This is a genomic window from Reticulibacter mediterranei, assembly GCF_016587455.1.
On record NZ_BNJK01000001.1, the window covers coordinates 6,049,121 to 6,061,647 of the forward strand.

Consider the following 12,527-nt stretch of genomic DNA (forward strand, 5'->3'; position numbering starts at 1 on the left):
GATAATGAATAAGAAAACATTTTTTATGGCACATTCCTGGCATATTTTCTTTACTGGCCTGTGTTCCTCCTAATAGAATGGCCGGTCTACGATATATTCTCAGTGGGAGGGAATGGCTGATCCGGTTTCAGCCTTTCTGCTGTAATATGATCAGTCACTAGAATATTGACGATACGTGCCTTGAGCAGCGCGCGAATTGCCGGGATACAGGCGTAGCTGGCACCCGCTACAAGGATAATCTTCATGCGTTCGCGCCGGACGCGTTCTCTGAGGAGAGGAATCTCTAGCCCTGTGAGATAATACGGCAGAGGCGTGAGCTGATCATTAATAAAGTTACCTTCTGCATCGAAAACCCAGTGATTGATATCCCCAACCGGTTTAAGCGCTTGCAGGCTTTGGAGCTGTTGTTGTGAGATGACTCCGCGTGCGACCAGATCGTTCTCGGGGCCGCTGGGCCAGACACCCATCATAATTACGTTGGCCTTGTTCATCGTTTGGATGACATCTCTCACCAGCGGCAGCGAACGAGCCTGGCACTGTTGCTCTTGCGTCTCGACGATGGCAGGTATGGGCAGCCAGGCATGTTTGGCCCCGTAAGCGGTGGCGATATCGTAGGCGACCAGATTAGAGTCACCGATGCTGGGCCGTGTTTCGACGAAGCCAATGGTGGGGACAACTTCCAGGCCAGACAACATCTTGCTTGGTTTGAGATACCTGACGATGTTTCTCATGATGCTCTTTCCACCCGAGACGGCCAGGATGTCGTGGTCGGTGATGAGGTGGTCCAGGTAGTCGGCAGCTGTCGCGGCAATATCTGCTACAATGTCCTCGATGATTTCATTTGGCTTTGTGGGATCCATCGTGCGACCCGGGACAAGGACCAGATCTTCCAGCCCTAATGTATAGCGCAGATCGCGAGCGAGATTGCGCAGATAGCCAGTGCGCTCTTCTGGCACGACTGAGATATGGACGATACGACACTCACGCGCTTTTTGGAGCGCCTTGCCAATGGTTTGCCGTGAGCAATAGAGCATCCGGGCAATATCTTCTTGAGTTTGTCCATCGACATAGTACATGTAAGCAATTTTGCGCAGGAAGCGGTCATCTGACAGTAAACTCCCTTCTGTTATATTGCGCTGGACGTTTCCCTGTTGTGTGGTTCCCTGTTGCGTGGTTCCTGAGAGCATGTGCAGCTTCCTTTCGCAAAACACTACCAACATCACTATTGAATAGGAACATTTTTGTGTACGACTGACTACTTTCTCTATTGCTTATATTTTCAACAAAAGAGTGGGTATGTATAATAGAATACAGAAAACAGGGAGAAACTGCAAGCGCTACATGTGATATTTGCATATATTGTTGTAAATGTCATGCAGTTCTCTATGAAAGTATAAAGCATCAAATATTCGTAATATTTTGAGGAGGAAATAGGTGTGATTGAAGCAGAGCTAAAATGTCGGTTAACGCCTGATGTGCGCAGCAAGCTGAATGATTATCTGGGGACGATGCAATGGCGTGGTGATGTGCATAATCTGGATATCTATTATGATACCGCCTCCTGGGAGCTTTTGCGTCGGGCTGTATTTGTACGCATCCGCAATCAGGCACGTCTGGAGTTTAAATTTAACGAGCAAGCGGAACAGCATCATGTGCATTGTACCGAACGGACCTTTCCATTAACTGCCAGCGGTGCGGCGATAGAGCAAATAAACGGATTGTTTGCCTCATTTCTTCCCGCATGGCATGCCGCATCTGATGTGACGACGGCTATAACGGGCAACTATTTGATCGAGCTGGCGCGGATTGATAATCGACGCGAGGTGTATACTGACGGTTTGTTAGAGGTGAGCATCGATGTGGTGGAGGGCCTGGGCAATTTTCTGGAGATGGAGATCTGTTGTTCAGAGACCCAGGAGATTGAAAAGGCGCTGGCAACCTTGCAGAGGCTCGCTCATGATCTACGGGCCGAACATATTCAAGTTGGTTATGTTGAGTTATGGTTACGTGAGCATAATCTGGCTGCATACCAGGCCGGCAGATATCATTTGTAGGAAAAGATCTATCCTATGCTCTAGCAAGTACCAACAGGGCTTGCTAGAGTGTGTGCGAAGAACTTTGTTAGATCAAGCCAGCTTACGGCTGTGGAGCAATCATCTGCTGGTCGATTTTACGAGAGATCTTCTCAACGCGCTGTGCCATTGCCATTTCTTGATCCAGGTTTTGTTTGAGCAGTTGAGCGCATTGGGTCTGTCCCATCATGTTTGCTTTTTCCACCAGCCCCCGATAGGAAGCAATTTCATAAGCTTCTGTTTTGGCGGCCCCGCCAGCATCGAACATGGTGATCAGGTCTTGTGTGGGATTTTCCTTGAGGAAGGCGTCATGCTCTTGTTTTAAACCAGCAATGACATAGCAGGCTGAACGATCAGGCTGCGATCCCAATTTCTGGAAACATTGCTCAAGATTGAGGACTTGCTGGCGTGTCTCCTGTTCATGCTGCTTGAAAGCATCCTTGAGATCGTTGTTATTGCATTCCTGTGCCATTGCGGGCAGCATTTGCAGAATCCTCTGCTCTGCATCATACATATCGCTCAAATCATGGATAAAAAGATCGTTTGAGTTTTGCATGGTCATAGCTTCTTTGCTCCTTTCACGTTATAGCTGTTTTTCCTGTACTGTAAAAATCTTTCTCTCGTGCTAGCCGTTCAGATAATGAACAGGCCAGAGTGCCCATTTGGATATCACGTTTGAGGGAACTAGAACAATGACATCTCTTGCTACATCCTTTGTTCGTTGATTCCATTGATACGCTTTTGTATCTTTTTCCAGAGCCCGGTCGTGCTTATTAGAGGAGGAGACTTTTGATGCTATTTATTGTTGGGACAAAGACATGCAAAAACAGATCCAGGTCTGTGTGTAGAGGTGAGGTGGCTTCATAATAATCGCAAAGCCTACGAAAGTTAGCGACGAAAGAAGAGAAAATGCAGCAAGATAATCGATCTGAAAATTGTAGGGTAAATTCACTGACAGGATCCGTTCGCGATGATGATCTGGCGCAGCAGTTACAGGCGTGTGAGGAGCGTTGCCGCGCTTTGGTGGCCGAGCGGCAGCAATTAATTGAGCAATTGCATGAGAATGAACGACGTTTTCTTTACAAACAGGCAGAATTTCGTGAACGAGAACAGGAATTATGTGAAGCAAATCGACGTATAGAGGAGTTTCTAGGTATCGCCAGTCACGAGCTGCGTACGCCACTTACGACGATTAAAGCGAATGTGCAGCTTGCAAAGCGCCGTCTTAAGGCTCTTATATCGCCAGGACAGACTGATAACTCTGCCGAGAAGGCGGGCCTGGCTGTAGAGATGCTGGTGCGTGCGGAGCGCCAGATCAACGTATTGAATCGCTTGGTTGGGGATATGATTGATATCTCTCGTATTAAAACGGGCAAATTACAGGTGCATTTGCGGCAGGAGCCATGTAATTTACGCTCTATTGTGCAAGAAGTCACCCAGGAGCAACGAAAGGCCAACGCCGCTCGTACCATTCATATGACGCTGCCTGCCAGTGAGAAGGTTGCTGTGGTCGCTGACCCGGACCGGATTGGGCAGGTGCTCACCAATTATTTGACCAATGCACTGAAATACTCGGCGGCAGACAAACCGGTTGAAGTGCACTTGCTTGTCGAGGATTATAATGCGCGCGTGCTCGTACATGATGAGGGGCAGGGATTGTCTCTGCAAGAGCAGCAACAGGTCTGGCAATGTTTTTATCAAGCCCAGAATGTCAACGTTCTGAGCGGCTCCGGTGTTGGGCTGGGACTCGGCCTGCATATCAGCCAGACAATTATTGAATTGCATCAGGGACAGGTGGGTGTGAAGAGCGTTGTTGGTCAGGGATCAACCTTCTGGTTCACACTACCGTTGGTTCAACAAGAAGAGAGAAATCCAGGAGAATAAAAGACGTGAAGATACGTAATCTAGCGCTGGCAGGTGCTATTTCACTTGGTGCTCTAGGTGCAGGTATAGCACTAAAGAGCTTTTTACCACAAAAATTTCCTGTGACGCCTGAGCTGGAGCAGCCGGAGAAGATGTTAAATACTGCTGATTTCCCGGCGATTGAGGTTTCGTTTTTACGCTGTGCCAGTGTTACCTGGCCCGAGCCTGTGATGGTGCGCGGAACCACCTCGCTTGCGCCCTGTCGGATCGGTTACAGTGCGGTGTTGATACGCCATCCCCAGGCAACCTTTCTCTATGATACCGGGCTTTGCGGCGATATCTACTTATTTCTACGTGAGCAATCGCTTTTCTTCCGTTCGACGCTGGCACGCTTTACCTTTGAGCAATCGCTGGCCGGCCATTTGAAACGTCTGGGTGTACGACCCTCCGATCTGGATTTTGCATTGATATCGCATCTGCATTGGGATCATATCTCCGGTGTTCCCGATATTCCGATGGTGCCTTTGCGTATTGCGCGTGTGGAATATGAGGACGCGCATTTGGATCTTAAAGATCGGCGTCGGCAACTGTTGCGCAGCCTCCTGGGAGAAAATAATATTACGTTGTTTGAATGTAGTGGGCCTCCTTATGAGGGATTTTCCGCCAGTCTGGATCTCTTCGGCGATGGGTCAATTGTGCTTGTGCCTTTGCCTGGCCATACTTCCGGTAATATGGGGATGTTTATCAATCGTTCCAATGGGTCGCGCCTCTTCCTGCTTGGTGATGCCGCACATCTCGCTCAGAACTATCTCTTGCCGGCCACTCCACATGCTATCTTCTGGTCTAGAGTGACCTGGAACGACGTGATTGCTCGTAAGACGCTGCTTGATCTGCATCGCTTCTCTTTTCGTCATCCCGAAGTCACGCTGATCCCTATGCATGATGCGCAATTGCAGGAGGCTTGTATGCAGGTTGAGCAGCAGTCCTTGTTTGGTGTTCACTGATAACGTGGCCCGGCGTCAATTTGCCCAAACCTTATCGGTATGTTACACTGCATATTACAGGGATATTGTGCGTACGATGGTGGGATAAGAATGAGAGCTACCCATACCGATGTTTATATTGATAGCCGGGGGCGCCGTCTCGAACGGATGAGTCTGGCGCAACGAAAGGCTCTGCGCCGCCAGTATAAGGCGAAGATACCAGTTTGGCGTCAGCCGCTTGTCGGCTATCTCGCTAGCGTTCCCCTGGTAGCACTTGCTCTATTGACTACCAGTACGCTTAGAGGAGCGCTGGGTGATTTTCACTTTCCCAGCGCTTTGCTTATACTGGCAGTGCTGATTGTTGCGACTGTCTGGGGGGTTGGCCCCTCGCTGTTTACCCTGTTCTTGAGTGCGGTTCTGCTTGAATACAATTTTGCGCTCCCACCCAATCAGTTTCTCATCAGGAATTGGGTAGATGGTGTGCAGTTGTTGCCTTTCCTTGTCTCCGGTATGATCGTGGCGATCATTACGGCCCAACGTGAGCGCGCCCGCTTAAAGACGCTGATGGCCGAGCAGGAGTTGCAGGAGTATGCGCAAGAGTTGGAGGAGATCAATAGGAAACTGGAAGATGCCAGTCAGATGAAGGATCGTTTTCTCTCGATTGCTTCTCACGAACTCAAGACGCCAATTACCACCATTCGCGGTCAGGCCCAGTTAGCGCTGCGTCGTCTCTCCAAGCAGCGGTCGTCGCCAGATAATCTGGAGGGGGTGCAGAGCGCTTTAGAGCGCATCAACGATCAGACCTCGCGCCTGACTTCCTTGATTGATGAACTGCTTGATGTCAGCAGTATTCGCAATGGCAAAGCCGAGTTGCGTAAACGCCGGACCGATCTAAGGGATATTTGTCGCGAGGTGGTGGAGGATCAGCGTTTGTTAACTGGCCGTTCAATTCTTCTGGATATGCCCTCTGAGCCGGTGAAGCTCTCGATTGATGCTGATCGTATTTCTCAGGTGCTTGTCAATCTGGTCAGCAATGCCGTGAAGTACTCGCCCGAAGAGAGTGCTGTGGAGGTGTGTGTGCAGCAGGAGCCAGAGGATGTACTCATTCAGGTTCGCGATTATGGTAAAGGCATTCCAGAGGATCAGCAGGCGCAAATCTTCGAGACCTTCTATCGTACTCCTGATGCAGAGGCATCGACCAAGCAGGGCTTAGGGCTTGGTCTGGCGATTTCCAGAGAGATCGTCGAGCGGCACGAGGGCCAGATCTGGTGCGAGTCGCAACCCGGCAAGGGCAGCAGCTTTTTTGTGAAGCTACCCTTGCGCTAACGACATCTTGATTGATGCAGGCCCGCATTTTTATCTTTCCAATTAAAATCTTCGATGTCTTTTATTTGATCACAGCCACGACAATGTTTTGTAGGCATGTTTTTCTCCCTGTATTTTGTTGAGGAAGGACAAATGTTCTTGCTGTGGATAGTATAAAGCTGAATTGTAGAAAATCAATTACCAGGTGCTTATCAGAAAAATATCTTGGAGATATCAGGAGGAGAAAGTGGTGTGTAGCTGTAAAAATGGCAAGAAAAAACCGCTTGAATCCTGGATTCAAGCGGTTTTGACAGGGGCGAGAGGACTCGAACCCCCGACCGGCCGTTTTGGAGACGGCTGCTCTACCAACTGAGCTACACCCCTAAGTTCGTGAAATGATAATAGCAGAGAACGCAACATTTGTCAATACCCTGAGATACTCCTTATTGTCTGCCCCATAATTTGCCAATCAATCCCTCGCGTTTAAACCTTCTGTACTATCTCTGTTACGGCGAATAGGCGTGGGATAAATCTTAAGAAAACATATATAGGAAAGGCTGAGTATTTTGCGGTGTATCTTCCTGATAATGGAAAGGTTTACATGGTAAAAGTTGATGAAGCTCCTACAAGCTCGAATATGACGCTGCGTTTTAAAAGTGCAGGCCTTGTTCGCGGCAACCATAAAAGTACTCGTGTGGTTCCATATGAGGAAATAGATGCTCTGCGTTTTCACTGGGCAGAAGATTATGAAATTTAACAAAAAGAGGTACAACACTCGGACGAAGGGGGAAAGCTCGGCTGGAAAGTAAAATACTTAAGGCGGAGAGGGAGGGATTCGAACCCTCGGAGGGATTGCTCCCTCAGCGGTTTAGCAAACCGCCGCACTAGGCCACTATGCGACCTCTCCATGTAGATGGCTCTTTCTTAAAGAACCGCTTTATCGGGTCTTAGTATAAGGCACGGCGCACTAATTGTCAAGGTATTTTCTGGATATTTTCTGAGCAACGAAGAAGATTGATCCAGGACAGACAATACTTCTCCTGATTTATCCTTTTCTCGTATAGGGGTTTGCCTGTGTCACATCATGCGAGGTTTTACGTCGTAAAACCTCGCATGATGCTATTGCATACTACTTACATTGCTGCAAATTCGGCCAGTAGCGCGGCGACGTGCTTGATGTTTAGAATGTAGTCGTCCACGCGAATATTTTCGTTGGGCGCGTGGGTGCGCGATTCGCTATGACCGACGCCAGCACCGCCAATCGCCGGAATGCCATAGCGCTGGCTGAGTGCCTCCATCGGTCCGGTGCCAGCAGTGCGAACCTGGACATGCGGCTCTATGCCATAGATCGTGCGAGCAGAACGTACCAGTGCCTCTAACAACGGAGTATCGATTGGACTCTGTCCCGGATATTCCGTCCCTTCTAGTTCAATCACCTCTACGTCATCAAAGCCCCGCTCTGTCAGATAGCGTCTCAGATGACCCAGAATCTTCTGAGGATCTTGATCGGGCACCAGTCGGAAGTCGATTTTGACGCCGGCGATTGCAGGTATGACCGTCTTTGAGCCGGAGCCGCTATAGCCGCCCCAGATGCCACAGATGTTGCAGGTTGGCGCGTAGAGCAGTCGTTCGGTCGGTGTTGTCTGACTTCCAGATGGCCCAGGGAGGATCGCGCTTTCCCAGCTCTTCTGGTATGCCTCGACATTGACTGGGAAGCGTGCCAGAAGTTCTCGCTCGCGTTCGCTCGGTGCTTTGACATCATCGTAAAAGTGAGGGATAAGGATATTTCCCTCCGCATCTCGCAGCGCATTCAGGGCCGCGATAAGCCTCCAGACCGCATTGGGAGCGAGTGGAGCATTGCTGGAATGCAGATCGTAGGCCGTGCCTCGCGTACGCAATTCGATGTAGAGGATGCCTTTGACCCCGGCATAGATGCCCAGCGCTCCTTCTGCATCGCGATAACCAGTTTCCCACAGGCAGGCATCGGCATTGATGAGATCACGATTGGCAGCAGCGAATGAACCAAGGTGGGGGCTGCCGATCTCTTCTTCCCCTTCAAATAGAAACGTTACATGACAGGGCAATGACCCATATACCTCACGCCATGCACGCGCTGCCCAGAGACGTGCAACCAGATTTCCTTTGTTGTCGGCAACGCCTCGCGCATAGAGATAGCCATCGTGGATGGTGGCATCAAAGGGTGGAAAGCTCCAGGCGTCGAGAGGCTCTGGCGGCTGTACATCATAGTGATTGTAGATTGCCAGACGACGCGCTGAATCTCCTGCAAGCTGTCCGACGACGACCGGATAGCCCTCTGTTGCGATGATCTGCGTCGCAGCACCAAGCTCGCTCAGTGAGGCCTCTACCATCTTTGCCATCTCTTCCATACCCCAATTTTGAGCGGCAACGCTTGGTTGACGGCAGAACTGTTGAAGATGGGTGAGAGCGGCATCGCGGTGCGAGTCGATCCAGGCGAGGACGGGCGCGAGTTGTTGCATTCGTTCTGACTGTGGCATAAGGCCAGCTCCTTTTGCTGTAATATCACAAGTGGAGGATCAAAGAAAAGATGTATATCTGTGCGGCTCATCACTCCATTGGCATAGATGGAGTGATGAGCCGATATAGCAAATTATACACTCAACTTGAGGCCGTTTTCCTCAAGCACTGATCGAATCGACCATATCCAGCAATTGAGCCAGGTGGAAGGGGATTTTGCGTATGATGGGGAGGCGAAGTTTTTGAGCCAGGTCAATATTCCACTCGTGAAAGGTCAGTATAAGCACTGGGAGATGTTGGCGCTGTGTCAGCCGCCAGATAGCAGGAAAGGCTTGCCCTTGCTCTCCTGGTTCGATAATCACAAGATCGCAACAAGAAAGTGTTTCAGGAGCCTCTGGATAGACATCTACTTCGTGTCCGTCCAGTTCCAGCGCATGCTGTACAATGTCCCGTATAGACAGTTCCTCTTCGATCACCACAATATGCATACTTCTACTCCTTGCTCTTGTATAAGAGCCTCTACAACCTTCATCACAATTCGCATTACTATAGCATAGAAAATATTTGTGACGCATTAAAATATCGTTTGAATTATCATATGAAAAACAAATTGATAAGAATGTAGTAAGTAATGAGGCAATAATGAATACTTGAGCTTCGTAAAATATATAAAAATAAGTGTTATACATGAATAATTTGGCCTGTATTATTATATTTGCTGCTAGTACTATTGGATAAGAGTAAGGTGATAAATTCTGGAAAATCTTTGTCAAAATATGCAGAAGCTAGAGATTTTGTGAGATTTGTAGTTGCAATGCCGGGGTAATCACGTTATGATATGAAATATTCTGAATAAAATCGATGAGAAAATACCTGCATATACATTTGCTGGTTGGTGATCTCTTACATTGAGAAGTAAGGAAGATGTATGCCACAGTTTTCGCTCTCCTCGCCGGCGCAGACGAATGCCAGTCTCGTTCGTTTTTTGAATGCCTGCCATAGCCGACCTGTTGATGCTACTCCCGTCTGGTTTATGCGTCAGGCCGGTCGCTACATGTCTGAATATCGTGCATTGCGAGAAAAATATAGCATTCTAGAAATGATTAAGACCCCGGAACTGGCCTGTGAAGTCACAATGCAGCCAATACATGCTATGAACGTGGACGCTGCCATCATTTTTGCCGATATCTTGCCCCCTCTGGAAGCGATGGGCCTGCACCTGGAATTTGTCAAAGGTGAGGGGCCAGTAATCCATAATCCCGTGCGCACCAGGGCAGACGTAGAGGCGCTGAGAGTGGCGAATCCCCAGGAGCATCTCTGGTTTACGCTTCAGGCGGTGCGGCTTGCTCGCAAAGAACTGGACCCACGCGGTATTCCACTGATCGGCTTCAGTGGTGCCCCTTTTACGCTGGCATCGTACGCTATCGAGGGTGAAGGTAGCCGTTCGTATGTCCTCACCAAAGGATTGTTGATGAGCGATCCAACCGCCTGGCATCTACTGATGAGTAAGCTCAGTGAGATGGTGGGGCAGTATTTGTTGGAGCAGGCAAGAGCTGGTGCCCAGGCGTTACAACTGTTCGATAGCTGGGTGGGAGCACTGAGTCCTGCCGATTATCGCGAACATGTGTTACCGTACAGCCGTCGCGTTATCGAAATCGCTCGTCAGGGCAACGTCCCTATCATTCATTTCAGCACCAATACTAGCGGCATGCTCGATGTTATTCAGGAGGCTGGTGGCGATGTGATAGGCGTGGACTGGCATACCGATCTGGACACTGCCTGGCAACGACTGCGACCCGGTACCGCCATTCAGGGCAACCTGGACCCTGTGGTTCTGCTCGCTCCCTGGCCCGAGGTGGAGAAGCGTGCGAAGCAGATTCTTGATCAGGCAGCAGGGCGGCCCGGCCATATCTTCAACCTGGGTCACGGCATTTTGCCACAGACGCCACTTGATACCGTGCGTCGGCTCGCCGATATGGTCCATGAATATAGTGTCACGCGCGCCGCATCTCTTCCGGTTGGATAGACAATCATCTGTGACGATAAGAGAGAATATGTGTAAGCTGTTGTTAAACCTCATACTTGGTGCATTCGCGAAATCTTAGGGGATGACCGAATATGGCAGGGGCGACGGCTTGTCCTCGCCCGGCTCCCCAGGCAGGATGAAGGAACAGCAAGCGAGGACAAGCCGTCGCCCCTGCCATATTCGGGTGGTGTTCCCTCCACCATTTGCCATATACATCGATACCCCTTCTCCATTTATTATTATACAGGCAACAGTTTTATCAACTCGCGTCGTACCAGCTTCCCGGCAGAATTTCGAGGAAGGTGCTCGACAAAGTAGATCGCTTTGGGATGTTTGTAGCGAGCGAGCCGTTCTGCGGCATACGCTAGCAAACTTGCAGCCTGTACATCGCTTCCGGTCCGTTGCCGAATGAAAGCTACTGGCACCTGTCCCCACTGTACATCGGCCCGCCCACAGACCCCCACCTCTTCAACGTCAGGGTGAGCGAGCAAGATTGCCTCGATCTCTGCTGGATAGACATTTTCGCCGCCGGAGATAATGAGATCCGAGCGCCGATCCAGCACATAGAGATAGCCCTCCGCATCGAGATAGCCCATATCGCCAGTTGAGAGCCAACCATCGTGGAACGCCTGCGTTGTGGCTTCGGGACGTTCTGCGTAGCCCGGCGTAATCGTTGGTCCTTTGAGGTAAATTACCCCTTCTTCTCCCGGTTGCGCTGGTTGCTGATCGCGCATGATACGTAGCTGCACGGGGGGCAACGGACGCCCGGCAGAACCCAGCTTGCGCAGCGCATCGGCAGGTGAAAGCGTAACAGCTTGAGAGCACGATTCGGTCAGGCCATAGGTCTGTACGACCGGGATAGCGCGTCTGGCGCAATCTTCTAATAATGGACGGGGTGCGGGACCACCTCCCAGCAGGACGCAGCGCAGCACAGTTGGGTATTGTTTGTGATCGGCATCGAGCGCCGCCAGCATGCGTTGCAGCATCACCGCCACTACCGAGATAATCGTTACACCATCCTCGCTGATCGCTCTATTGATTGCCTCCGCCTCGAATCTCTCATGCAACACAACGCTGATGTTATAAATAACACTGCGCATCAAGATGGAGAGGCCACCAATATGAAAGAGTGGCATGCAGGCCAGCCAGCAATCATCGGGCTGGTGTCCTAGATTGAGGGCTGAACCAATAGCATTCCACCACTGCATCCCGTAAGTGATAATGACTCCCTTTGGATGACCGGTGGTGCCAGAAGTATACATAATCACCTGAGTTGCGTTGAGATCGATCAGTGAGCGTAAGGAACACTCGCTTTCTGCCACTGGTATCGCCTCTAGAGAGACATTTCCTGCGACATCGGCAATCAAGGTGGTGTGAGGGATATCAGGCAGCTGCAACTCGTCGGCTAGCGAGGCATAGCGAGAATCGCTTAACAACAGCATGGCTTTTACATCCTGTAATTGCCAGCAAAGTTCCTGCGGGGTCAGGCGCGTATTGAGCGGAACAAGGATGGCACCAAGACGAGTCAGGGCATGCACACAGGCGACATAGGGGAGGCCATTGGTGGCAAGTAGAGCGACGCGGCTCCCCTCCTGCACGCCAAGCGTGGCGATCTGGCGTGCAAGACGATTGGCCCGTTGATCTAAATCTGCAAAGCTCCAGCGCACCGCTCCACATTTCACAGCCAGATGATCGGGCGTATTTTCGGCACAGCGCTGCAACCAATCGGGCAACCAGCGAGCAAGTGATGTATCAGATATGTCCACTATAGTTCTCTCATGA

General features: G+C 50.3%; 12 protein-coding genes and 2 tRNA genes. 6 read left to right on the top strand and 8 right to left on the bottom strand.

From position 1 onward, the window contains the following. Nucleotides 1-86: 86 nt before the first annotated feature. Nucleotides 87-1,187 carry a sugar-binding transcriptional regulator gene (locus K3T83_RS26160; RefSeq protein WP_220205871.1) on the bottom strand — a complete coding sequence of 367 codons (1,101 nt, stop codon included), beginning with the start codon at nucleotides 1,185-1,187 and terminating at the stop codon, nucleotides 87-89. A gap of 249 nt (nucleotides 1,188-1,436) precedes the next feature. On the opposite strand from K3T83_RS26160, the gene K3T83_RS26165 reads away from it, so the two are divergent. Beyond that, the gene (locus tag K3T83_RS26165) at nucleotides 1,437-2,054 is read left to right on the top strand and encodes a CYTH domain-containing protein (protein ID WP_236064991.1); all 618 of its coding nucleotides are present in this window, start codon (nucleotides 1,437-1,439) and stop codon (nucleotides 2,052-2,054) included. A gap of 82 nt (nucleotides 2,055-2,136) precedes the next feature. Here K3T83_RS26165 and K3T83_RS26170 read toward each other — a convergent pair whose 3' ends face one another. Beyond that, on the bottom strand, nucleotides 2,137-2,634 hold the full coding sequence (locus tag K3T83_RS26170) for a YciE/YciF ferroxidase family protein (protein WP_220205872.1): 498 nt from the start codon (nucleotides 2,632-2,634) through the stop codon (nucleotides 2,137-2,139). A 347-nt stretch (nucleotides 2,635-2,981) separates the two neighbouring features. Here K3T83_RS26170 and K3T83_RS26175 point away from each other — a divergent pair, with 347 nt between their 5' ends. From K3T83_RS26175 to K3T83_RS26185, 3 genes are all read left to right on the top strand, one after another. Beyond that, a complete protein-coding gene (locus K3T83_RS26175) occupies nucleotides 2,982-3,956 on the top strand; it encodes a sensor histidine kinase (protein WP_220205873.1) in 975 nt (324 codons plus the stop codon). A 5-nt stretch (nucleotides 3,957-3,961) separates the two neighbouring features. Further along, nucleotides 3,962-4,939, top strand: coding sequence for an MBL fold metallo-hydrolase (locus K3T83_RS26180; protein ID WP_220205874.1), 978 nt, complete (start codon nucleotides 3,962-3,964; stop codon nucleotides 4,937-4,939). A gap of 90 nt (nucleotides 4,940-5,029) precedes the next feature. Next, on the top strand, nucleotides 5,030-6,244 hold the full coding sequence (locus K3T83_RS26185; protein ID WP_220205875.1) for a sensor histidine kinase: 1,215 nt from the start codon (nucleotides 5,030-5,032) through the stop codon (nucleotides 6,242-6,244). Between the two features lie 290 nt (nucleotides 6,245-6,534). Here K3T83_RS26185 and K3T83_RS26190 read toward each other — a convergent pair. Next, nucleotides 6,535-6,607 (bottom strand) — tRNA-Trp (locus K3T83_RS26190). 217 nt (nucleotides 6,608-6,824) lie between these two features. On the opposite strand from K3T83_RS26190, the gene K3T83_RS58010 reads away from it, so the two are divergent. Then, on the top strand, nucleotides 6,825-6,980 hold the full coding sequence (locus K3T83_RS58010; protein ID WP_236064992.1) for a hypothetical protein: 156 nt from the start codon (nucleotides 6,825-6,827) through the stop codon (nucleotides 6,978-6,980). 63 nt (nucleotides 6,981-7,043) lie between these two features. Here K3T83_RS58010 and K3T83_RS26200 read toward each other — a convergent pair. The 3 genes from K3T83_RS26200 to K3T83_RS26210 form a co-directional block, all read right to left on the bottom strand. Beyond that, nucleotides 7,044-7,130 (bottom strand) — tRNA-Ser (locus K3T83_RS26200). Between the two features lie 226 nt (nucleotides 7,131-7,356). Further along, a complete protein-coding gene (locus K3T83_RS26205) occupies nucleotides 7,357-8,739 on the bottom strand; it encodes a M20/M25/M40 family metallo-hydrolase (RefSeq protein WP_220205876.1) in 1,383 nt (460 codons plus the stop codon). Between the two features lie 141 nt (nucleotides 8,740-8,880). Beyond that, nucleotides 8,881-9,207 carry a response regulator transcription factor gene (locus tag K3T83_RS26210; RefSeq protein WP_220205877.1) on the bottom strand — a complete coding sequence of 109 codons (327 nt, stop codon included), beginning with the start codon at nucleotides 9,205-9,207 and terminating at the stop codon, nucleotides 8,881-8,883. 440 nt (nucleotides 9,208-9,647) lie between these two features. On the opposite strand from K3T83_RS26210, the gene hemE reads away from it, so the two are divergent. Continuing rightward, nucleotides 9,648-10,745, top strand: coding sequence for a uroporphyrinogen decarboxylase (hemE, locus tag K3T83_RS26215; RefSeq protein WP_220205878.1), 1,098 nt, complete (start codon nucleotides 9,648-9,650; stop codon nucleotides 10,743-10,745). Nucleotides 10,746-10,820: 75 nt separating this feature from the next. Here the strand turns inward: hemE and K3T83_RS57310 are convergent, their stop codons facing one another. Further along, on the bottom strand, nucleotides 10,821-10,955 hold the full coding sequence (locus K3T83_RS57310) for a hypothetical protein (protein ID WP_268963477.1): 135 nt from the start codon (nucleotides 10,953-10,955) through the stop codon (nucleotides 10,821-10,823). A gap of 29 nt (nucleotides 10,956-10,984) precedes the next feature. Continuing rightward, nucleotides 10,985-12,511: an o-succinylbenzoate--CoA ligase gene (locus K3T83_RS26220; RefSeq protein WP_236064993.1), complete on the bottom strand. Its 1,527-nt coding sequence runs from the start codon at nucleotides 12,509-12,511 to the stop codon at nucleotides 10,985-10,987. Nucleotides 12,512-12,527: the final 16 nt, after the last annotated feature.